This is a genomic window from Streptomyces sp. NPDC058653 (genome assembly GCF_042716895.1).
Classification (GTDB): domain Bacteria; phylum Actinomycetota; class Actinomycetes; order Streptomycetales; family Streptomycetaceae; genus Streptomyces.
In genome coordinates, this window is sequence record NZ_JBHXRM010000037.1 from 67,814 (window position 1) to 89,302 (window position 21,489).

Sequence of the window (21,489 nt, forward strand, 5' to 3'; positions counted from 1 at the left end):
TGGCTTCCGCGCCCCCATGGTGTTCGAATCAAGGGGTGACCACTCCACACAGCGACCCGGAGGGCACGCCCGTCGGGCGGCGCCTGGTGCTCTCCATGCTCGGCCTCGGCGCGGCCGGCGTCGTCACGGCGCCCTATCTCCAGCGGGGGCTCGAAAGCTTCCTCGGCTCGGTGGCCGACACCGATCCGACCGGGCTGACCGGGCTGCTGCCCAACGGCGGCGGGTTCCGCTACTACTCGGTGGCCAGCTCCGTACCGCGCAAGGGCCCCGGGAACTACCGGCTCACGGTGGACGGGCTGGTCGACCGTCCCACCACGTACACGCTCGACGCCCTGCGGAAGCTCCCGCAGACCCGCGTGGTCCGTGACGTCCAGTGCGTCACCGGGTGGCGCGTGCCGGAGACACCGTTCGAAGGCGTACGGCTGTCGCGGATTCTCGACGCCGCCGGGGTGCGGCCGGACGCCGGGGCGGTCCGCTTCACCTGCTTCGACGGTACGTACAGCGAGAGCCTGACCATGGAGCAGGCGAGGCGGCCCGACGTCCTGGTGGCGCTGCGGATGCGGGACGAGCCGGTCGAGCACGCGCACGGCGGTCCGGTACGGCTCTACGTGGCCCCCATGTACTTCTACAAGTCGGCGAAATGGCTCTCCGGGATCTCCGTCACCTCCGACGTCCGCCCGGGTTACTGGGAGGAGCGCGGCTATGACGTCGACGCCTGGGTCGGGCGGTCCAACGGCCGTACCGACACCCCGACCGTCTGAACGCCCCGTCGGCCCGGCCCGTCCGCCCCTGCGGCGGCGGTTCAGCCGCGCCGAGCGGATGGTCCACCGCGCGACCGCCGTCCTGATGCTGGTCTGCGTGGTGACGGCGGCCTGTCTGTACGTACCACAGCTCGCCGAACTCGTCGGGCGCCGCTATCTGGTGGTCACCCTGCACCAGTGGTCGGGGCTGCTGCTGCCCGCGCCGTTCCTCCTGGGGCTCGCCTCCCCCGCCTTCCGCGCCGACCTGCGCCGGCTCAACCGCTTCGCGCCGTACGACAAGGAGTGGCTGCGGGCGGTGCGACGGCGCGACTTCCGGCCGGAGTCGCGGCCCGCGGGCAAGTTCAACGCGGGGCAGAAGGTGTACGGGGGCTGGATCGCCGGAGCCGTACTGGTCATGCTCGCGACGGGCCTGATGATGTGGTTCACCTGGCTGACGCCGCTGGTCTGGCGGACGAGCGCCACGTTCGTGCACGACTGGCTGTCGCTGGCCGTGGGGCTCGTGCTCCTCGGGCACATCGGGATGGCGTTCGCCGACCCGGAGGCGCGGCGCGGGATGCGGACCGGATCGGTGGAACGGCCGTGGGCGGAGCGGGAGCACCCTCTGTGGAAGGAGGAGGAGTGACCCCGGCCCTCCGTTACCCGCTCCGCCCCTACCGGCCCACGAGAGCCGTCCGCTAAAGGATCAGCGAGAGCAGCATCACGGCGCCGAGACCGACGACGGAGATGATCGTCTCCATCACCGACCAGGTCTTGATCGTCTGCCCGACGTCCATCCCGAAGTACTCCTTCACCAGCCAGAATCCCGCGTCGTTGACATGGCTGAAGAAGAGCGAGCCCGCCCCGATCGCCAGCACCAGCAGCGCCGCGTGGGACGTGGACATGTCGGCGGCGAGCGGCGCCGCGAGACCGGAGGCCGAGATCGTCGCGACGGTCGCCGAGCCCGTCGCCAGCCGGATCGCGACCGCGATCAGCCAGCCCAGCAGCAGCGCCGGGATCGACCAGTCCTCGGAGAAGTCGAGGATCATCTGGCCGACGCCCGCGTCGATCAGGGTCTGCTTGAACCCGCCGCCCGCGGCGACGATCAGCAGCACACCCGCGATCGGCCCGAAGGACTTCTCGATGGTCGAGGAGATCCGGTCCTTGGTGAACCCGGCGGCCCGCCCCAGCGTGAAGATGCCGACGATCACCGCCGCGAGCAGCGCGATCAGCGGGGAGCCGATGACATCGGCGACCTTCTGGACCTGGTTCTCCGGATCGTCCACGACGATGTCGACCAGTGCCTTGATCAGCATCAGCACGACCGGCAGCAGAACGGTCGCGACGGTGGCGCCGAAGCTCGGACGCCTGTCGCTCTCCTCGGACGGGCGCTTCTCCAGCGTCTGGAGCATCCGCTCGGGCGGCTGGACGTCCACCCACCGCGCGGCGTAACGGGAGAACAGCGGACCGGCGATGATCACCGTCGGGACCGAGACGACCAGACCCAGCGCGAGCGTCACACCGAGGTCGGCGCCGATGGCGTCGATCGCGACGAGCGGGCCGGGGTGCGGCGGGATCAGTCCGTGCATCACGGAGAGGCCGGCCAGCGCCGGGATACCGATCCGCATCAGGGAGAAGTTGCCCCGCTTGGCGACCAGCAGCACGACCGGGATCAGCAGCACGATGCCGACCTCGAAGAAGAGCGGCAGCCCGATCACGGAGGCGATGAGGACCATCGCCCAGGGCATGGCACGTCCGCTCGCCCGGCGCAGGATCGTGTCGACTATCTGGTCGGCGCCGCCCGAGTCCGCGAGCAGCTTGCCGAGTATCGCGCCGAGCGCGATCAGCACCCCGACTCCCGCGACGGTCGAGCCGAGACCGGTGGAGAAGCTGGTGATGGTGTCGCCCAGCGACGCGCCGGCGAACGCGCCGAGCGCCAGGGTGCCGATGGTCAGGGCGAGGAAGGCATGCAGCTTGAACTGGGTGATGAGCAGGACGATGACGGCAATGCCGGCGAGAACGGCGATGCCCAGCTGCGTGTTGCCGGCCGAGGTGATCGGTTCTACGGCGTCCGCTGCCAGCGTCTCGACGCTGAGACTGGTCACGGGGGGATCCTTAGGTATCGGGGAGTGGACTGGCTTGTCTGTCTCGGGAGTTCGGGCCCCTAGGGGCCCTGGGGACGGTCGAGTCCGGCCAGCGCGGCGATGCCGCGCTCGGCGATCTCGTCGGGGGTGCCCGCCACATCGACGGTGACGCCCGCCTCGTCGCCGCCCAGCGGCTGCAACGTGGCGAACTGTGAATCCAGCAGGGCGGTGGGCATGAAGTGCCCCTTGCGGTCCGCCATCCGCCGTTCGATCAGGCTTCGGTCACCGGTGAGGTGGAGGAAGACGACGCCGGGCGCCGCCGCCCGCAGCCGGTCGCGGTACGCGCGCTTGAGCGCCGAACTGCTGACGACCCCGCCGAGCCCGGCGCGGCCGTGCGCCCAGCGCCCGATCGCGTCGAGCCAGGGATGGCGGTCGGCGTCGTCGAGCGGGGTGCCCGCGGACATCTTGGCGATGTTCGCGGGCGGGTGGAAGTCGTCGCCCTCGGCGTACGGGACGCCCAGGGCGGCGGCAAGCAGGGGACCGACGGTGGTCTTGCCGGTACCTGCCACGCCCATCACCACGACGACGTGGGGGGTGTTCATCTGATGCCTCGCTGTCTACGCGTGCTCCGCTGCCTCCGCGATACTGAAACTCATATGTACGACGTATTCAAGACGTCGTCACTCACTTGTCATATTTTTTATTCGCCGAGCCCGCCCCGTAGGCTTCCGCCATGACCACAGAAGGCCGGGGCCTGCATACCCATGTGCTCGACTCCCTCGGTCTGGCCATCACGGGGGGCGAGTACCCCGAGGGCGGCATCGTGCGCACCGACGAGGTCGCGCAGCGCTTCGACGTCTCGCGCACCGTGGTACGGGAAGTGGTCCGCGTCCTCGAATCGATGCACCTCGTCCACTCCCGGCGCCGCGTCGGCGTGACCGTGCGGCCCGCCGCCGAGTGGAACGTCTACGACCCGCGCGTCATCCGCTGGCGCCTCGCGGGCAACGACCGGCCGCGCCAACTGCGTTCACTGACCGTGCTGCGCTCCGCGATCGAACCGGTCGCCGCAGGCCTCGCCGCCACGCACGCCACCCCCGAACAGTGCGCCGCCCTCACCGAGCAGGCCCTCGGCATGGTCGCCACCTCGCGCGGACATCAACTGGAGGGCTATCTGCGGCACGACATCGCCTTCCACCGGGTGGTGCTCGACGCGTCCGGCAACGAGATGTTCGCGCGGCTCGGGGACGTGGTCGCCGAGGTCCTCACGGGCCGTACCCGGCACGAGGTGATGTTCCACGACCCGGACCCGGCGGCCGTGACCCTGCACGTACAGGTCGCCGAGGCCGTACGGGAGCGGAACGCCGCCCGCGCCGAGGAGTTGACCCGGCAGATCGCCGTCGGAGCCCTCCAGGAACTCGACGTCCTGGCTCCCTGACCGGGGCCCCCGCCCGCGCGGCGCGATGTCAGACTTGGCTCTTCAGGCTCGATGGAGAGGCAGGTCCTTACATGTCGCAGCAGGTGCGAGGCGTCGTGGCACCCGGCAAGAACGAGCCGGTGCGGATCGAGACGATCGTGATCCCCGATCCCGGCCCCGGCGAGGCCGTGGTGAAGATCCAGGCGTGCGGTGTCTGCCACACCGATCTGCACTACAAGCAGGGCGGGATCAACGACGACTTCCCCTTCCTCCTCGGCCACGAGGCGGCGGGCGTGGTGGAGTCGGTCGGCGACGGTGTCACCGATGTCGCCCCCGGTGATTTCGTCATTCTCAACTGGCGCGCCGTCTGCGGCAGTTGCCGCGCCTGTCTGCGCGGCAGGCCCTGGTACTGCTTCAACACCCACAACGCCACTCAGAAGATGACCCTCCTCGGGGGTACCTCCCCGGGCGGAGGCTCAGGGCGAGGCACGGAGCTCTCCCCGGCGCTCGGCATCGGCGCCTTCGCGGAGAAGACCCTGATAGCCGCGGGACAGTGCACCAAGGTCGACCCGGCCGTCGCACCGGCCGTCGCCGGACTCCTCGGCTGCGGTGTCATGGCCGGCATCGGCGCCGCGATCAACACCGGCAACGTCGGCCGGGGCGACTCCGTCGCCGTCATCGGCTGCGGCGGTGTCGGCGACGCGGCGATCGTCGGCTCCCGCCTCGCCGGCGCGGCCCGGATCATCGCCGTCGACATCGACGACCGGAAGCTGACCACGGCGAAGTCGATGGGCGCGACCCATACCGTCAACTCCCGCTCCACCGACCCCGTTGAGGCGATCCGGGAGTTGACCGGGGGCTTCGGGGCGGATGTCGTCATCGAGGCCGTCGGCCGCCCGGAGACGTACAAGCAGGCCTTCTACGCACGTGACCTGGCCGGCACCGTCGTCCTGGTCGGCGTCCCCACCCCGGAGATGGAGCTCGAACTGCCGCTGCTCGACGTCTTCGGACGCGGCGGCTCGCTCAAGTCGTCCTGGTACGGGGACTGTCTGCCCTCCCGCGACTTCCCCCTGCTGATCGACCTGCACCAGCAGGGCCGTATCGACCTGTCCGCCTTCGTCACCGAGACCATCGGACTCGACGACGTCGAGAAGGCCTTCGCCCGTATGCACGAGGGCGACGTCCTGCGCTCGGTCGTGGTCCTCTGATGGCCGCCGCCGACCCCGCCGCCGACACGGCCGCGTCCGGCGTCCGCGTCGAGAACCTCGTCACCTCCGGCACCTTCTCGCTCGACGGCGGCACCTGGGACGTCGACAACAACGTCTGGATCGTCGGGGACGACAGCGAGGCCGTCGTCATCGACGCGGCCCACGACGCCAGGGCCATCGAAACCGCCCTCGGCGGCCGGACGTTGCGCGCGATCGTCTGCACCCACGCCCACAACGACCACATCGACGCGGCCCCGGCGCTCGCCGCCGCCACCGGCGCGCCGATCCTGCTGCACCCGGACGACCTGCCGCTCTGGAAGCAGACCCACCCGGAGCGGCTGCCGGACGGCGAACTGACCGACGGCCGGAGCCTGTCCGTCGCCGGCATCACCCTCACCGTGCTCCACACACCCGGCCACGCGCCGGGCGCGGTCTGCCTCCACGCCCCCGAGCTGTCCACGGTCTTCACCGGCGACACGCTCTTCCGGGGCGGGCCCGGCGCCACCGGCCGGTCCTTCTCGCACTTCCCGACGATCATCGAGTCGATCCGCGAGCGGCTGCTGACGCTGCCGCCCGGGACCGTGGTCCGTACCGGACACGGTGACTCGACCACCGTCGGCGCCGAGGCGCCGCACCTGGACGAGTGGATCCGCGCCGGCGGCTGAACCGGCCCCCCGGGGCCGTGTCGTCGACTCAGGCGACGCGGTCCCGCAGCGCGTCGGCGGTGGACCACCGGTTGATGTGGTGCCTGACCGTCCTGGCGACGTCGGCGTGCTGGTCGTTGAGGTAGAAGTGGCCGCCCGGGAACACGTGCATGTCGAACGTCGACTCCGTGTGGTCCGCCCACGGCCGCGCGTCGATGACCGGCACCTGCGGGTCGGAGTCGCCCATCAGCGACACGATCGGGTACGGGACCGTCGCCCCGGGCTCGCTGCGGTACGAGAGCACGGCCGAGTAGTCGTTGCGCAGGGCCGGCAGGATCATCCGTACGACGTCCTCGTCACCGAGGACCTCGGAGTCCGTGCCGCTCAGCTTGCGGACGTTGCGGAGAATGTCCTCGTCGGTGAAGAGCCGGCGCCTGGCGATGCACCGGCACGGCGGCGCGCACCGGCCGGAGACGATCAGCCCGAGCACCTCCACGTCCGCGTCCCGCAGCCGCCGCGCGACCTCGAACGCCACGGAGGCGCCCATGCTGTGACCGAAGAGGGTCATCGGGCGGTCGGCCCACTCCAGGAGCTCACGCGCCACCGCGTCCGCCAGCCGCGGAATGCTGGGTATGCCTTTCTCGTCCCGGCGGTCCTGGCGGCCCGGATACTGCACGGCCAGCACATCGGTCTCGGGGGAGAGGGACTTGGTCATCGGAAGGAAGAAGGGCGCGGACCCTCCCGCGTGCGGCAGGCACACCAACTGGGTACGTGCTTCGGATGCCGGCCGAAAGCGTCGAATCCACGGCTTCGTTTCGCTGAACGCGAGAGTCATGATGTTTCCGTCGCCTCATTCTGGGGGCACACGTCGACTGAGAATTCCATCGCAAACGTGCCAGCGCGCCCCCCTGCGGGCAACCCCTATTCTGCTCGATCACCGCCCTCACCAGGGAGTTCGATGAGGATCTTAGGGGTGGCAGGGGTAGGTCCGGGCCCGGCGAGTCATGATCAATGAAAGGCGTGCGGAAATCCAGAATTCCGCTGTGATTCACACGTCCGCAACAATGCCGTTGTTCCCTCGCTGGGAGCGGCCCGGCGCAACGCCGGAAAGCGAAATGCCGACCGGGAAAGGAATCCCGGCCGGCATCACGTCAACGATGGTGTCCGAGGGGGGACTTGAACCCCCACGCCCGATAAAGGGCACTAGCACCTCAAGCTAGCGCGTCTGCCATTCCGCCACCCGGACAAGGTGTCCGCCGGACGACCGAAGGCCGTTCCGACGTGGAAAACCATAGCAAACATCGGGCACTGCCCGATCCACGCCCGGTGGGAGGATGGGACGACCACCGGCAACGACAGCGGGAGTGAGCAGCGTGAGCGAGTCGAACACGGGCGGGACGGTCTCGGGCGAGGACGAGGTCGTCGACCTCTGCCGTGACCTGATCCGGATCGACACCAGCAACTACGGGGACCACTCCGGTCCCGGCGAACGTCCGGCCGCGGAGTACGTGGCGGAGAAGCTGGCCGAGGTGGGGCTCGAACCGCGGATCTTCGAGTCCCACAAGGGCCGCGCCTCCACCGTCGCCAGGATCGCCGGCGAGGACCCCTCCAGGCCCGCCCTGCTCATCCACGGCCACACCGATGTCGTCCCCGCCAACGCGGACGACTGGACGTACGACCCGTTCGCCGGGGAGATCGCCGACGGCTGCCTCTGGGGGCGCGGCGCGGTCGACATGAAGGACATGGACGCCATGACCCTCGCGGTGGTGCGGGACAGGCTCCGCAGCGGCCGCAAGCCCCCGCGTGACATCGTCCTCGCCTTCCTGGCCGACGAGGAGGCCGGCGGCACGTACGGGGCGCGTCATCTCGTCGACAACCATCCCGACCTCTTCGAGGGCGTCACCGAGGCGATCAGCGAGGTCGGCGGCTTCTCCTTCACCGTCAACGAGAACCTGCGGCTCTATCTCGTCGAGACGGCGCAGAAGGGCATGCACTGGATGCGGCTGACCGTGGACGGCACGGCCGGGCACGGCTCGATGACCAACAACGACAACGCCATCACCGAACTCTGCGAGGCGGTGGCCCGGCTCGGCCGGCACGAGTGGCCGGTGCGGATGACCAAGACCGTGCGGTCCTTCCTGGACGAGCTGTCCGACGCGCTGGGCGTCCCGCTCGACCCGGAGGACATGGAGGGCACGCTCGCCACGCTCGGCGGCATCGCCAAGATGATCGGCGCCACCCTGCGCAACTCCGCGGCCCCCACCATGCTCGGCGCGGGCTACAAGGTGAACGTGATTCCCGGCCAGGCGACCGCCCATGTCGACGGCCGCTTCCTGCCGGGCTACGAGGAGGAGTTCCTCGCCGACATCGACCGCATCATCGGCCCGCGCGTGAGGCGCGAGGACGTGCACGGCGACAAGGCCCTGGAGACCAGCTTCGACGGCCGGCTGGTGGACGCCATGCAGACCGCGCTCGTCGCGGAGGACCCGATCGCGCGGGCCGTCCCCTACATGCTCTCGGGCGGCACGGACGCCAAGTCCTTCGACGACCTCGGTATCCGCGGCTTCGGCTTCGCGCCCCTCAAGCTCCCGCCGGAGCTGGACTTCGCCGGGATGTTCCACGGCGTGGACGAGCGCGTGCCGCTGGACGGACTGCGCTTCGGCGTGCGGGTGTTGGACCGCTTCATCGACGCCTGCTGAGGTTCTGCCCGGGCAATATTCGCCAGTGCGTGCGCACTTGACTGAAAAGAGTGAAAGCGACCATAGGCTCGTAGCCTCTTTGCCCCCTCCTCGTTACAGAGGTGCGGTCCGAGGTCGGGACCGCGTTTGCCAACGAGGAGGAATAAATGATCAAGAAGGTCGTCGCCGCTGCGGCTGCCACCGGTGGTCTCGTGCTCGCGGGTGCGGGTATGGCCGTCGCCGACTCCGGTGCCCAGGGTGCCGCCGTGGGATCCCCCGGTGTGCTCTCGGGCAACGTCATCCAGGCGCCCATCCACATTCCGGTGAATGTGTGCGGCAACACGGTCTCCGTGATCGGGCTGCTGAACCCCGCCTTCGGCAACACCTGCGTCAACGCATGACCTCGTACCTCGAACCCGTAAGGGTCTGAGCCCAGCGGCCCCGGAGTGCGCGCCATGCACTCCGGGGCCGCGGGGCTTCACACCCCCGGCGCGCTCTGCCTGGGGGTATCCGGAAGGCAGAAGACAGGAACAAGCTATGAGACAGGTCACGCGAAAAGGCCTGATCACCTTCGCGGCCGCCGGCGGCGTACTCGCCATCGGCGGTGGCTACGCACAGGCGGACTCGGGCGCCGACGGAACCGCGGCGAAGTCCCCGGGCGTGCTGTCCGGGAACAACGTCCAGGTCCCCGTGCACATCCCGGTCAACGCCTGCGGCAACACCGTCGACGTCGTCGGGGTGCTGAACCCCGCGATGGGCAACGCCTGCGTCAACACCTCGGACGGCGCCCGCGGCCCCGGGAACGGCGGCTCGCACGACGACGGCTACGGGGGCGGCGGCCCGCACGGCCCCGGTGACGGCCCCGACGGAACGGGCGGCCACGGCGGCGGTTCCCCGGGCGGTGGATCGCACGCCGAGGGCGGAGCCGGCAACTCACCCGGTGTCGGCTCCGGCAACCTCATCCAGGTGCCGGTCGACATCCCCGTCAACGTCTGCGGCAACACCGTCGACATCGTGGGAGCGCTGAACCCCGCGTTCGGCAACGGGTGCGAGAACGCGGACACCCCCGCGCCGCCGGCCGAGGAGACGCCCGGGACCCCGGGCACCCCCGAGCCCCCGACGGAGCGCACGGACCCGCCGGCCCCGAACCACCCGGAGGCGAAGACCGTCGAACCGCAGGCCAAGGGCACCGAGGTGCTGGCGATGACCGGCAGCGACGGGCTCGGCCTGATCGTTCCGGCCGGCGCCGCCCTGCTCCTCGCGGGCACGGTGATCTACCGGCGCACCCGTATCCGCGCCGGCGCATAGACGGGCGCGCGAGTACGGCACGTGTTCAACCCGCTACGGCACGGGGCGGTCCCACACCACGGGATCCGCCCCGTCGCCGTTCACCAGGTGGCGCGCACCTGACGGATGATCCGTCTGCGCAGCCGCACTCTGCGACTGCCGTCCCGGTGCAGGCTCAGTCGGTCCATTTCCCAGTGTCCGTACTCGGCGTGGTCCGTCAGCAGGCGGGTCGCGTCGCTGCGGGACACCCCGCGCGGCACGTACACGTCGACAAATTCGTATTCCGGCATCGCATCTATTGTGCGGGCAGAGCCCCGGTACGGATAGCGTCTGCTCTATGTCTGATGCTGCGCAGCCCACGGCTGCCGAGGTACGTGCCGCCGCTGAGGCGGTCAAGGTCGCGCTGGACCGTCACCTCGCGGCGGTCGAACGCCGCACGGGTGAGGACGACCCGGCGGTTTCCGAGGCGTTCAACGCCCTTGCCACCGCGGCGGAGGCGTACGACGAGCGGCTCTACGACCTCTACGACGAGGTCACCCCGTTCGAGATCCCCGGCACGGACGACTCCCTGCCGCCGTACGCGGGGCCGGAGGAGCCGAACGCGCTCAGCGTGCTGATCCGCCGCGACTACGCGGTGGCGGAGCCGCGGAGACTGCTCGCGCAGGCACAGCGCATCGCCGATGTCGACGGGGACGCCGAGACCGTGGCGGTCGTCGGCGCCAGCGTGCACGCCGCCGTGGGCGTGCTCTTCGGTGAGTACGAGCCGGACGAGATCGCCTCCCGGCACAAGGAGTTCGGCCTGGAGGAGGGCGACTCGACCCTCTGGGTGTCGGCCGCCGACGATCTTCCGGAGCCCGGCGAATGGCTCGGCGCCCCCTTCGAGCAGGCCGATCCCCAGCAGGTCGTCTGCCGCTTCGACGTCAGCTCGGTCTTCGACGACGAGGACTTCGACGGCGCCGGCATCCGCGGCCGGGACCCCCTCGGTGACCTGGAGGAACAGGACGCTTGACCGCGCGGTACGACACCGCCGACGGCCCGCCCGGGAATTCCGGCGCGGGCCGTCGGCCGTTCGGGTCACGGCCGGTCCCGACCGGCTCGCCGGTCATCCCACGGGCGCCAGCAGGCCCTCCAGGAGCGTCCGGAGCCGCGTCGTCCGCTCGGCGGCCGGCACCTCGGCGACCGCGTGCGCGAGCGCCTGGTCGACCCCGTGGACCACGGACACATGACGCTCACCGCGGCCGAAGGCCGTGTAGACCCAGGGCCGGCTCAGACCCCCCGCCGCGTCGCCGGGCAGGACGACGACGGCGGCCGGCCACCGCATGCCCGCAGCCTGGTGCGCCGTGAGCGCCCAGCCGTGCCGTACGACCGATTCGACGAGCTCCCTCGGCACCACGACGGGCACCCCGTCACAGTCCAGCCGGAGCCCCTCCGCGTCCGCCGAGACGACCGAGCCGGTCACGGTCCGCCCCGGCGCGGGCACATAGGCGACCCGGTCGTCGGGGTCGAAGCCGCCGAACCTGCCCGGTCCGGGATTCAGCCGCTCCTTGAGCGCCACGTTCAGCGCGCGCGTCCCGACCGCGCCGCCGTGCCCGACCGTGATCACCTGCGTCTGTCCGGACGGCACACCGATCGCGCGCGGCACCGAGTCGGCGACGAGCTGGACCGTACGGTGCACGGCCTCGCCCGCGTCGCGCACCGGCACGATCACGACCTCCTTGCCGGGCGCCTCCACCTGGTTCAGCTCGCCGACGCCGATGCCGGAGACCAGCTCGCCGAGCGGTCCGGGGTCGGGCGTGCGCGAGGCGATCTGCGGGCACACCCGGGCGGCCAGCAGATCGGCGAAGACCCGGCCCGCCCCCGCCGACCAGAGCACCCCGGGGTCGCCGCCGAGGACCAGGCGCGCGCCGTCGGGCAGCGCCTCCACGAGCGTCGTCGCCGTTTCCACGTCCAGTTGGGGGGCGTCCAGGACCACGAGAAGGTCGAGGTCCAGCGCGCCGTCCGCGTCCCGCCCCGGCCCCTCCGCGCCGGACAGCAGCCCGGCGACGGTCACGGCGCCCGGGCCGATCCGGCCGCGGCCGTTCTCGCTGTGCGCGGCGACGACGGCCCGCAGACCGAGCGCGCGCACGGCCTCGGCGAGGGCCACCGGCTCGGCGCGCGCGGTCTCGCCCCCGGTGTGGACCACCAGGCCGTGCCCGGCGACCGCGCGGATCAGCTCGGCGGCCGAGGAGGAGGGAGCCTGCGCCGCCGCCTCGTCCCAGGAGGCGTCCTGGCCGGTCTTCACCAGCCGGGCCAGACCGTCGGCGAGACTCTCCTCGGCGAGCGCGTACCGGTCCAGACCGAGCAGGACGGGCGCGGCCGGACCGTCGGTGGCGCCCTCCGGTCCCTCGGCTCCTCCGTCGTCGGCCGTCCCGTTCCCGTCCCCGTCGACGGACCCGTCGGGGGACTCGCCGGTGTCCCCGGCGCCGTCCTGGAACACCAGCACGGCGCCCTCGGCGATCGCGTGCCGCAGCGCCCCGTCGGGGTCGGGCACGGACCGCTCCGCCAGCGCGGCCCGTACCGCCGGGAACGCGAGCGCGGTGTGGCCCCGCAGAGCGGCGCCCTCCAGCAGCCAGCCCACCAGCGCGGCGGCCCGCCGCTCGTCCCCGGGACCACAGGCGTCCCCGAGCAGCGCGCGGGCGAAACCGTCCGCCTGCTCGGGCCGTACCCCCGGAACGGACAGCAGCAGCCAGGGATCGGCGCGCAGGGCGTCACCGGCCCGCTCCCTGAGCACCGCCGTCACCTGCGGCGCGAGCGTCTCCGGCGCGCCGCCCTCGGCGAGCACGGTCCCCACGGCCGCCACGGCCTCCGGAGCGGTGACCGGGGCCGCCGGGACGGCCCGCACGGGCCCGGCGGCCCGGGGCGCGTTCTGCGCCGGTACGGCGGGAGCCTGGGGAGCGGCCGGGGCCACCGGCGGGGCCGGGGCCTCCTGACCGCTCTCCATGGCCCGTACGGCGGCGAGGAGGTCCGCCGCCTGCCCGCTCAGCTTGGTGCCGGCCGGGATGGGTCCGTCCTTCTCGGCCTTCCGCCGGGCGATCCGGGCGCGCAGCTCACGCTGCGCGGCGATCTCCGCCTCGGCCTCCGACAGCTGCGCGGCGGCGTCCTCGGCGGACTTCGTCCCGTCCCCGCTCCCGTCCGCACCTTCGCCGCCGTCCTCGACCGCCTCGGCGTCGGCCACGTCCGACCCGTCGCCGTCCCCGACCGCCCCGACCGCCTCGGCCGCCGGGGTGGCCTCCTCCGCGACCGCGGTCTCTCCGTCCTCGGCGGGGATTCCGGGGGTCGCCCCCGGAGAAGGCACAGTCACAGCGTGCTCCAGTCCTGATCGGGATAGCGGTGCACGGGCGCCGACACATCGTCGAGCGCCCGGCAGATCTCGTTCGGAAGCCTAAGGCTCTCCACCGACAACGCCGCCGTGAGCTGCTGCGCGTTGCGCGCGCCGATGATCGGGGCGACCACACCCGGCCGGTCCCTGACCCAGGCGAGCGCCACCTCCAGCGCGGTCGTCGCCAGTCCCTCCGCCGCCGTCACCACCGCGTCGACGATGCGGCTCGCGGGCTCGTCGAGATACGGCTCGACGAACGGCGCCAACTGCTCCGACGCGCCACGGGAGTCGGCCGGTGTGGAGTGCCGGTACTTGCCCGTCAGCACGCCCCGGCCGAGCGGCGACGAGGGCAGCAGCCCGACCCCCAGATCGACGGCGGCGGGCAACACCTCGCGCTCCACGCCCCGTTGGAGCAGGGAGTACTCCATCTGCGTGCTGGCGAGCCGGGTCCGTACCCCGGGGGAGGCCAGCTGCCAGGTCGCCGCCTTGGCCAGCTGCCAGCCGGAGAAGTTGGACACCCCCGCGTATCTGGCCCGGCCGCTGCTCACCGCTATGTCGAGCGCCTGGAGCGTCTCCTCCAGTGGGGTCCCGGTGTCGAAGGCGTGGACCTGCCAGAGATCGACATGGTCGGTGCCGAGCCGCTCCAGCGAGGCGTCGAGCGCGGCGAGCAGATGCCCGCGTGAGCCGTCGAAGCGCCTGTACGGATCCGGCACACTGCCCGCCTTGGTGGCGATCACCAGATCCCGGCGCGGGACCAGTCTCTCGATCAGCTGCCCGAGCAGATACTCCGCCTCCCCGCCGCCGTACACGTCGGCGGTGTCGACGAGAGTGCCGCCCGCCTCCCAGAAAGCCTTCAACTGGTCGGCGGCGTCGTGCTCGTCGGTGTCCCGCCCCCAGGTCAGCGTGCCGAGCCCGATCCGGGACACTCGCAGGCCGGTACGGCCGAGATGCCTCTGCTCCATGACCGCTGAGATTACTGGCCGGGGCCCCACTCGCAGTGACCCTGTGGACAACCCGCCCTCCACGGACGCCCGATGACGGCCCTGACGAATGCCCGCACCACGCGCTAGAGTCCCCGCACAGGGACGTTACTGATCGGTAAGGGAGTGGTTATGCGGCTCGGCATCAATCTCGGCTACTGGGGCGCCGGCATGGACAGCGACAACCTCGCCGTCGCCCAGGAGGCCGACCGGCTCGGCTACGACGTCTGCTGGGCCGCCGAGGCGTACGGCTCCGACGTCCCCACCGTGCTGAGCTGGGTCGCCGCCCAGACCGAGAACATCGACGTCGGCTCGGCGATCCTCCAGATCCCGGCCCGCCAGCCCGCGATGACCGCGATGACGGCCGCCACCCTGGACTCGCTCTCCGGCGGCCGGTTCCGTCTCGGTCTCGGGGTCTCCGGACCGCAGGTCTCGGAGGGCTGGTACGGCGTCAAGTTCGACAAGCCGCTGGCCCGCACCCGTGAGTACGTCGAGATCGTCCGCCGCGCGATGTCCCGCGAACGGCTCTCCTACGAAGGCGAGCACTGGACCCTGCCGCTGCCGGGCGGCCCCGGGAAGTCCCTCAAGCTCACCGTCCACCCCCAGCGCGAGCACATCCCGCTCTACATCGCCGCGATCGGCCCCAAGAACCTCGAACAGACCGGTGAGATCGCCGACGGCGCGCTGCTGATCTTCCCCTCGGCGGAGCATCTGGAGGAGACCGCGCTCAGCCATCTCCGCGCGGGCCGCGAGAAGGCCGGTCTGACCATGGACGGCTTCGACGTCTGCCCGACCCTGCCCATCGCGCTGGGCGACGACATCGACGCGCTGGCGGACATGTTCCGCCCGTACACGGCGCTCTACGTGGGCGGTATGGGCAGCCGTCGGCAGAACTTCTACAACCAGCTCGCGCGGCGCATGGGATACGAGCGCGAGGCGGCGGAGATCCAGGACAGGTATCTGACCGGCGACAAGGAGGGCGCCGCCGCCGCCGTACCGCACCAGCTGATCGACTCGACGACACTGCTCGGCTCCGTGGAGCGGATCGCCGACCGGATGAAGGCGTACGACGCGGCCGGCGTCACGACGATGACCCTGGCCCCCGCGGGCTTCACCCTCGACGAACGCCTCGCGGCCCTGCGCGCCGGCACCGAGGCCCTGGAGCTGGCCGGGCTCGTCACCTGAGCGGAGAAGAAGTCCGCGGCCGTGGTGGGGGCTCGGGGGGTCTTCCCCGCCACGGCCGTCACAGAGGAGAACGCCCCCGCCTCCACCGGGTTACGCATGCCCGTATACGTACGGACGTGCGCCCGGCCCTCCCCCGAACGGCCGATTCCGCTACCTGAGCTGTTGCCTGCTCCACGGTGTCGCATTTGAATCCTTGTGCGGATGTCTGTGCGGACATCGGTATGGAGGTGGCATCCAATGCTCTCGGCCCGAGGCCTGTTCGAGGAAATCCTCGACAACGACGAGTCCTTTCAGCTCTTCTGCTCCATCGCGGCCAGCGGCGAGGCCCAGGGCGGCTGGGAGAACGGCCGTATCGCCGCCTTGGTGCCCGAGGGAATGCGGGACCTCGCACCCAAGATCACGCGGCACGGCGCGGACGAGGACAAACACGGGCGGATCTTCCAGGCGATGCTGAAGAAGCGCGGTCTGGAGCCCGTCGACGTCCCGCCCGCCACCGACTACACGCTGCTGCTCGAACGGCGCGGGATCGGCCTGCCGCACGAGAAGCTGCGCCGGAACGACCCGCTGACGGAGAACGACATCGTCGTCTACCTCTCGCACAGCCGGGTCACCGAACAGCGCGCCTCCGATCAGATGGAGCTGCTGCGCAAGCACTTCGCCGACCACCCCGTCGTCGGCAAGGCCGTCCAGATGATCAGCGCCGACGAGGACAACCATCTGGCCTACTGCCACGAGGAGTTGCTGCGTCTCGCGCGCCTCGGCCACGGCCGCACCATCCAGCGGGTGCTCAAGGAGAGCGCGCACGCCGAGATCCAGATCTACCGCGACGTGAGTGTCTCCGTGATGGAGCACATGGGCCGCATCCTCGGCTGGCCCCGTCCCAAGGCGGCGCTGCTGACCGCGGGCATTCACGCCGTGTACGCCGCGGAGCGGGCGGGCCGCTGGCGCCGGATGGTCAGCCTCAGCATGCCGCAGCGCCGCGACGCGCTGGGCGGCCCGGCGACGGCCCCCGCCTTCTGAGCCGTACAGCCCGTACAGCCGTTGTAGCGGTACGCCGTACGCCCGTACCTCCGTGGCCGTGTACCACCGCGGCCACGGAGGTACGACCGTACGGCCACGGAGAGCCGACCGGGTCAGAGCCAGCCGTTGCGCTTGAAGAGCCGGTGCAGGAAGGTGACCGCGCCGACCATCACGGCCAGCGCGGCCGGATAGCCCCAGATCTGGCTCAGCTCGGGCATGTGCTGGAAGTTCATGCCCCAGATCCCCGCGAGCAGCGTCGGCACGGCGGCCATCGCCGCCCAGGCCGAGATCCTGCGCATGTCGTCGTTCTGCCGTACGCCCATCTGCGCGAGATGGGCGTACAGGATGTCCGAGACCAGCCGGTCGAGCCCGTCCACCTGCTCGTTGACGCGCGTCAGATGATCGTCCACGTCCCGGAAGAACGGCTGCGACCTCTCCTTCACGAACGGCACCCCGGCGCGCGTGAGGCGCGAGATGGGCTCCGCCAGCGGCCCGGCCGCCCGGCGGAACTCCAGCACCTGCCGTTTGAAGGTGTAGATCCGCTCCGCCGTGGGCTGGGCCCCCGTCCGGCCCGAACCGCCCTCGGTCGGCGAGAAGACCTGTGCCTCCAGCTCCTCCAGGTCGACCTGGAGCTCGGCGCCGACATCGATGTAGTGGTCGACCACCGCGTCGCTCACGGCGTAGAGAACCGCGGTGGGCCCGTGCTTGAGCACCTGGGGCTCCGACTCCAGGCGCATCCGCACGGCGTGCAGCGGAGCGCCCTCGCCGTGCCGGACCGTGACCACGAAGGAGTCGCCGACGAAGATCATCAGCTCGCCGCTGGAGACCGTGTCCTGCTCGGAGTCGTACACCACCGGCTTGAGGACCATGAACAGCGAGTCGTCGTAGATTTCCAGCTTGGGCCGCTGGTGAGCCTTGAGCGAGTCCTCGACGGCCAGCGGATGCATGCTGAACTCGCTGCTGACGAGCTCGAACTCCTGCTCCGTCGGCTCGTACAGCCCGACCCAGAGGAAGGCGTCACCCTCGGAGCGCGCCTCGGCCAGGGCGTCGGAGAGGTCTTCGGGCCCGTCGGTACGGCGCCCGGCGCGGTAGATGGCACGGTCGACGATCACCCCGTCCATATTCCCGGCCGAAGCGGTTCGACGCACGTCTGCCGCACCAGGGCCGCTCTCCCGGATCGCCCGCCCCCCGCTTCCCGTCCCGCCCTCCGGGTGGCCGGCATCCCTTTCGGCACACCGTTTAGGCTGGCCGGCATGGCCACCCTGATCCTCGTACGGCACGGACGCTCCACCGCCAACACCTCCGGCGTCCTCGCCGGCCGGACGCCCGGCGTCGCGCTGGACGAGCAGGGCCTCGCGCAGGCCGCAGCCCTGCCGGGGCGCCTCGCGGACCTGCCCATCGCCGCTGTCGTCAGCAGCCCGCTCCAGCGCTGTCTGGAGACGGTCCGCCCGCTGATCGACGCCCGCCCCGGTATCGCCACGCACCAGGAGGAGCGGATCAGCGAGTGCGACTACGGCGAGTGGTCCGGGCGGAAACTCGCCGAGCTGGCCGACGACCCCCTGATGTCGGTCGTCCAGCAGCACCCCTCGTCCGCCGCGTTCCCCGGCGGTGAGTCGATGCGCGCCATGCAGGCACGCGCCGTCGACGCCGTACGGGACTGGGACGCACGCGTCGAGGCCGAGCACGGCGAGGGCGCCGTCTTCCTGATGTGCTCGCACGGAGACATCATCAAGTCCCTGGTCGCCGACGCGCTCGGCATGCATCTCGACCTCTTCCAGCGGATCCACGCCGACCCGTGCTCGGTCACCGCCATCCGCTACACCCGGCTGCGCCCCTTCCTGCTGCGGCTGGGCGAGACGGGCGACCTCGGTTCCCTGACACCGCGTGAGAACGGCGGGGAGGGAAAGAAGGACAGCGGCGGTGAGGCCGTCGTGGGCGGCGGCACCGGCGCGGCGTGATCGCCGCGCGCAGTAGGGTGGACGGGCCGTCCGCGCCACCCCGGAGGTTCGCTCACCGGGAGCCCCCGGCCCGCCCCATTCCGTCAATTCCCAAGGGAGACAGGACGTGTCCCGTCAGGTGTTCCTCTACGACCCGCCGGACCGCTTCGTGGCCGGTACGGTCGGGCTGCCTGGCCGCCGTACGTTCTTCCTCCAGGCATCCGCCTCGGGCCGCGTCACCAGCGTGGCCCTGGAGAAGACCCAGGTCGCCGCACTCGCCGAGCGCATAGATGAGCTGCTCGACGAGGTCGTACGCCGTACCGGCGGCAACGCGCCGGTGCCCGCCGTGGCCCCCACCGACGTCGCCGACGCCGCACCGCTCGACGCGCCCGTCGAGGAGGAGTTCCGGGTCGGCACCATGGCGCTGGCCTGGGACGGCGACGAACAGCGCATGATCGTCGAGGCCCAGGCCCTCGTGGAACTCGACGCGGACACCGACGAAGATCTCGCCGACGCCGAGGAACGGCTGCTCCAGGACGAGGAGAACGGTCCGCCGATGCTCCGCGTCCGGCTCTCCGGCGCCCAGGCGAGGGCCTTCGCCAAACGTGCCCTCGACGTGGTCAACGCCGGCCGGCCGCCGTGCCCGCTGTGCAGTCTCCCGCTCGACCCGGAGGGACACGTATGCCCGCGCCAGAACGGATACCGCCGCGACGCATGAGCGCGACAGCGGTGGATCTGATCACCAAGGGCGAACTGACCGTACGTGGCCGGATCCGGGAGGCCTCCAACGCGGTGCTGTACTGCTCCGTGTCGTACGAGGGAGAGGAGGTCTCCTGCGTCTACAAGCCCGTCGCGGGGGAGCAGCCGCTCTGGGACTTCCCGGACGGGACGCTCGCCCAGCGCGAGGTGGCCGCGTACGAGATCTCCGAGGTGACCGGCTGGGGGCTGGTGCCGCCCACCGTGCTCCGCGACGGACCGTACGGCGAGGGCATGTGCCAGCTCTGGATCGAGGCCGACGAGAGCGACGAGGCGCCCCAACTCCTCGCCCTGGTCGAGGAGGACGAACCGGCCGAGGGCTGGAAGGCGATCGGCCTCGCCGAGGTCGGCGAGGGCCGCACGGCGCTGCTGGTGCACGCCGACGACCCACGGCTGCGACGGCTCGCGGTCCTCGACGCGGTCATCAACAACGGCGACCGCAAGGGCGGCCATCTGCTGCCCGAGGCCGGGGGCCGGCTCTACGCGATCGACCACGGCGTCACGTTCAACGTGGACGACAAGCTGCGTACGCTGCTCTGGGGCTGGGCGGGGGAGCCGCTGCCCGAGGAGGCCGTGACCGTTCTGGACCGGCTGGCCGACGAGTTGGTCGAAGGCACCCCGCTCGCCACCCGGCTGGCCGAACTGATCACACCCGCCGAGACCGAGGCCGTACGGTCCCGGGTCCAGGAGCTGCGCCGTACCGGACGCCATCCGAAACCGTCCGGTCAGTGGCCCGCGATCCCCTGGCCGCCGGTCTGACCCGACCGGGGGCCGGCCGGCGTCCCGGCTGATGGGGCGGCCATGCATCAACCGGCCGATCACGCAAGGGCGCCGAATCGGTCAACAGCAGCGCTCCGGTTCGTATCCGGAAGCGACGTCCGGTTACGCTCATGACATGCATGCCTGGCCCGCTTCCGACGTCCCCGCCCTGCCCGGCAAGGGCCGCGACCTCCGGATTCACGACACAGCGACCGGTGGTCCCGTCACCGTCGCCCCCGGACCCGTCGCCCGTATCTACGTCTGCGGCATCACGCCGTACGACGCCACGCACATCGGGCACGCGGCGACCTACAACGCGTTCGATCTCGTGCAGCGCGTCTGGCTCGACACCAAGCGGCAGATCCAGTACGTCCAGAACGTCACCGACATCGACGACCCCCTTCTTGAGCGGGCGACGCGCGACGGCGAGGACTGGACCGGGCTCGCGGAGCGCGAGACCGCCCTCTTCCGTGAGGACATGACGGCGCTGCGGATGCTGCCGCCGCGGCACTACATCGGCGCGGTCGAGGCGATACCGGGCATCGTGCCGCTGGTGGAGCGGCTGTGCGAGACGGGCGCCGCCTACGTGCTGGAGGGCGACGTCTACTTCTCCGTCGAGGCCGATCCGCACTTCGGCGAAGTCTCCGGTCTCGACGCCGAGACGATGCGGCTGCTCTCCGCCGAGCGCGGCGGCGACCCGGAGCGCCCCGGCAAGAAGAACCCGCTCGACCCGATCCTCTGGATGGCCGCCCGCGAGGGCGAGCCGAGCTGGGACGGCGGCAGCCTCGGCCGGGGCCGGCCCGGCTGGCACATCGAGTGTGTGGCCATCGCGCTCGACCATCTCGGCATGGGCTTCGACGTCCAGGGCGGCGGCAGCGATCTGGCGTTCCCGCACCACGAGATGGGCGCCTCGCACGCGCAGGCGCTGACCGGCGAGCACCCGTTCGCCAAGACGTACGTGCACGCCGGGATGGTCGGGCTCGACGGCGAGAAGATGTCCAAGTCCAAGGGCAATCTGGTCTTCGTCTCCACCCTGCGCCACGCGGGCGTGGACCCGTCCGCGATCCGGCTCGCGCTCCTCGCGCACCACTACCGCTCCGACTGGGAGTGGACGGACCAGGTGCTCGAAACGGCCGTGGCGCGGCTGGCGCGCTGGCGCGCCGCCGTGTCCCGCCCGGACGGCCCTCCGGCACAGGCACTGGTGGAAGAGGTCCGTGAGGCCCTGTCGGACGATCTGGACGCCCCGGCGGCACTGGCGGCGGTCGACCGCTGGGCGGCCCTCCAGGAGTCCACGGGCGGCACGGACGAGGGGGCGCCGGGAGTGGTGTCCCGCACGGTCGACGCGCTGCTGGGAGTCGCGCTCTAGGACCCGCTCCCCGGAGGCCGCGCGTCTCCGGGGGCGCCGGTCACCGGAACCGCCGGAGGGGCCGCACACGCGGCCC

General features: G+C 71.4%; 22 protein-coding genes and 1 tRNA gene. 15 read left to right on the forward strand and 8 right to left on the reverse strand.

The window, feature by feature from the left end; all coding sequences use genetic code 11:
- Positions 1-95: 95 nt before the first annotated feature.
- Together ACFWU9_RS27050 and ACFWU9_RS27055 are read left to right on the forward strand one after the other, a co-directional pair.
- Positions 96-761 carry a molybdopterin-dependent oxidoreductase gene (locus ACFWU9_RS27050; protein ID WP_384322883.1) on the forward strand — a complete coding sequence of 222 codons (666 nt, stop codon included), beginning with the start codon at positions 96-98 and terminating at the stop codon, positions 759-761.
- Complete coding sequence (locus ACFWU9_RS27055; RefSeq protein ID WP_384322839.1) at positions 703-1,383, forward strand: cytochrome b/b6 domain-containing protein; 681 nt, start codon at positions 703-705, stop codon at positions 1,381-1,383. Before ACFWU9_RS27050 ends, ACFWU9_RS27055 begins: the two co-directional genes overlap by 59 nt.
- A gap of 52 nt (positions 1,384-1,435) precedes the next feature.
- Here ACFWU9_RS27055 and ACFWU9_RS27060 read toward each other — a convergent pair whose 3' ends face one another.
- Positions 1,436-2,842 (reverse strand): GntP family permease, encoded by a 1,407-nt coding sequence (locus tag ACFWU9_RS27060; protein WP_384322841.1) that lies wholly within the window; start codon positions 2,840-2,842, stop codon positions 1,436-1,438.
- 59 nt (positions 2,843-2,901) lie between these two features.
- Positions 2,902-3,423: a gluconokinase gene (locus tag ACFWU9_RS27065; RefSeq protein ID WP_384322843.1), complete on the reverse strand. Its 522-nt coding sequence runs from the start codon at positions 3,421-3,423 to the stop codon at positions 2,902-2,904.
- Between the two features lie 131 nt (positions 3,424-3,554).
- On the opposite strand from ACFWU9_RS27065, the gene ACFWU9_RS27070 reads away from it, so the two are divergent.
- The 3 genes from ACFWU9_RS27070 (at position 3,555) to ACFWU9_RS27080 (ending at position 6,108) form a co-directional block, all read left to right on the forward strand.
- The gene (locus ACFWU9_RS27070) at positions 3,555-4,256 is read left to right on the forward strand and encodes a FadR/GntR family transcriptional regulator (RefSeq protein ID WP_384322845.1); all 702 of its coding nucleotides are present in this window, start codon (positions 3,555-3,557) and stop codon (positions 4,254-4,256) included.
- A 71-nt stretch (positions 4,257-4,327) separates the two neighbouring features.
- On the forward strand, positions 4,328-5,443 hold the full coding sequence (locus tag ACFWU9_RS27075) for an S-(hydroxymethyl)mycothiol dehydrogenase (RefSeq protein WP_384322847.1): 1,116 nt from the start codon (positions 4,328-4,330) through the stop codon (positions 5,441-5,443).
- A complete protein-coding gene (locus ACFWU9_RS27080) occupies positions 5,443-6,108 on the forward strand; it encodes an MBL fold metallo-hydrolase (protein WP_384322850.1) in 666 nt (221 codons plus the stop codon). Before ACFWU9_RS27075 ends, ACFWU9_RS27080 begins: the two co-directional genes overlap by 1 nt.
- A 28-nt stretch (positions 6,109-6,136) precedes the next feature.
- Here ACFWU9_RS27080 and ACFWU9_RS27085 read toward each other — a convergent pair whose 3' ends face one another.
- Together ACFWU9_RS27085 and ACFWU9_RS27090 are read right to left on the reverse strand one after the other, a co-directional pair.
- Positions 6,137-6,922 carry a thioesterase II family protein gene (locus ACFWU9_RS27085; protein ID WP_384322852.1) on the reverse strand — a complete coding sequence of 262 codons (786 nt, stop codon included), beginning with the start codon at positions 6,920-6,922 and terminating at the stop codon, positions 6,137-6,139.
- Between the two features lie 323 nt (positions 6,923-7,245).
- Positions 7,246-7,333, reverse strand: a tRNA-Leu gene (locus tag ACFWU9_RS27090).
- An 88-nt stretch (positions 7,334-7,421) separates the two neighbouring features.
- Here ACFWU9_RS27090 and ACFWU9_RS27095 point away from each other — a divergent pair.
- The 3 genes from ACFWU9_RS27095 to ACFWU9_RS27105 all read left to right on the forward strand — a co-directional run bounded on the left by ACFWU9_RS27095 (position 7,422) and on the right by ACFWU9_RS27105 (position 10,073).
- Positions 7,422-8,786, forward strand: a complete 1,365-nt coding sequence (locus ACFWU9_RS27095; protein WP_384322853.1) for a M20/M25/M40 family metallo-hydrolase — start codon at positions 7,422-7,424, stop codon at positions 8,784-8,786.
- 146 nt (positions 8,787-8,932) lie between these two features.
- Positions 8,933-9,166 (forward strand): chaplin ChpH, encoded by a 234-nt coding sequence (gene chpH / locus ACFWU9_RS27100; RefSeq protein WP_189110438.1) that lies wholly within the window; start codon positions 8,933-8,935, stop codon positions 9,164-9,166.
- Between the two features lie 136 nt (positions 9,167-9,302).
- Positions 9,303-10,073, forward strand: a complete 771-nt coding sequence (locus ACFWU9_RS27105) for a chaplin (protein WP_384322856.1) — start codon at positions 9,303-9,305, stop codon at positions 10,071-10,073.
- An 80-nt stretch (positions 10,074-10,153) separates the two neighbouring features.
- Here the strand turns inward: ACFWU9_RS27105 and ACFWU9_RS27110 are convergent, their stop codons facing one another.
- Positions 10,154-10,342 carry a DUF5703 family protein gene (locus ACFWU9_RS27110; protein WP_023542774.1) on the reverse strand — a complete coding sequence of 63 codons (189 nt, stop codon included), beginning with the start codon at positions 10,340-10,342 and terminating at the stop codon, positions 10,154-10,156.
- A 47-nt stretch (positions 10,343-10,389) separates the two neighbouring features.
- On the opposite strand from ACFWU9_RS27110, the gene ACFWU9_RS27115 reads away from it, so the two are divergent.
- Complete coding sequence (locus tag ACFWU9_RS27115) at positions 10,390-11,061, forward strand: hypothetical protein (RefSeq protein WP_384322858.1); 672 nt, start codon at positions 10,390-10,392, stop codon at positions 11,059-11,061.
- A 93-nt stretch (positions 11,062-11,154) separates the two neighbouring features.
- On the opposite strand, the gene ACFWU9_RS27120 is transcribed toward ACFWU9_RS27115, so the two are convergent.
- Complete coding sequence (locus ACFWU9_RS27120; RefSeq protein ID WP_384322860.1) at positions 11,155-13,392, reverse strand: helix-hairpin-helix domain-containing protein; 2,238 nt, start codon at positions 13,390-13,392, stop codon at positions 11,155-11,157.
- Entirely contained in the window at positions 13,389-14,372 is a 984-nt protein-coding gene (locus ACFWU9_RS27125; RefSeq protein ID WP_384322862.1) for an aldo/keto reductase, read from the reverse strand. The genes ACFWU9_RS27120 and ACFWU9_RS27125 overlap by 4 nt, the downstream gene beginning before the upstream one ends.
- Positions 14,373-14,522: 150 nt before the next feature.
- On the opposite strand from ACFWU9_RS27125, the gene ACFWU9_RS27130 reads away from it, so the two are divergent.
- Together ACFWU9_RS27130 and ACFWU9_RS27135 are read left to right on the forward strand one after the other, a co-directional pair.
- Positions 14,523-15,575, forward strand: coding sequence for an LLM class F420-dependent oxidoreductase (locus ACFWU9_RS27130; protein WP_384322864.1), 1,053 nt, complete (start codon positions 14,523-14,525; stop codon positions 15,573-15,575).
- Positions 15,576-15,812: 237 nt separating this feature from the next.
- Complete coding sequence (locus tag ACFWU9_RS27135; RefSeq protein ID WP_384322865.1) at positions 15,813-16,595, forward strand: ferritin-like domain-containing protein; 783 nt, start codon at positions 15,813-15,815, stop codon at positions 16,593-16,595.
- 113 nt (positions 16,596-16,708) lie between these two features.
- Here ACFWU9_RS27135 and ACFWU9_RS27140 read toward each other — a convergent pair whose 3' ends face one another.
- Positions 16,709-17,716 (reverse strand): magnesium and cobalt transport protein CorA, encoded by a 1,008-nt coding sequence (locus ACFWU9_RS27140; RefSeq protein WP_384322885.1) that lies wholly within the window; start codon positions 17,714-17,716, stop codon positions 16,709-16,711.
- Positions 17,717-17,848: 132 nt separating this feature from the next.
- On the opposite strand from ACFWU9_RS27140, the gene ACFWU9_RS27145 reads away from it, so the two are divergent.
- The 4 genes from ACFWU9_RS27145 (at position 17,849) to mshC (ending at position 21,413) form a co-directional block, all read left to right on the forward strand.
- A complete protein-coding gene (locus ACFWU9_RS27145; RefSeq protein ID WP_384322867.1) occupies positions 17,849-18,553 on the forward strand; it encodes a histidine phosphatase family protein in 705 nt (234 codons plus the stop codon).
- 106 nt (positions 18,554-18,659) lie between these two features.
- On the forward strand, positions 18,660-19,250 hold the full coding sequence (locus tag ACFWU9_RS27150) for a DUF3090 domain-containing protein (protein WP_078078138.1): 591 nt from the start codon (positions 18,660-18,662) through the stop codon (positions 19,248-19,250).
- The gene (locus ACFWU9_RS27155; RefSeq protein WP_384322869.1) at positions 19,214-20,047 is read left to right on the forward strand and encodes an SCO1664 family protein; all 834 of its coding nucleotides are present in this window, start codon (positions 19,214-19,216) and stop codon (positions 20,045-20,047) included. The genes ACFWU9_RS27150 and ACFWU9_RS27155 overlap by 37 nt, the downstream gene beginning before the upstream one ends.
- A gap of 136 nt (positions 20,048-20,183) precedes the next feature.
- Entirely contained in the window at positions 20,184-21,413 is a 1,230-nt protein-coding gene (gene mshC, locus ACFWU9_RS27160; protein ID WP_384322871.1) for a cysteine--1-D-myo-inosityl 2-amino-2-deoxy-alpha-D-glucopyranoside ligase, read from the forward strand.
- The last annotated feature ends 76 nt before the right edge of the window (positions 21,414-21,489 follow it).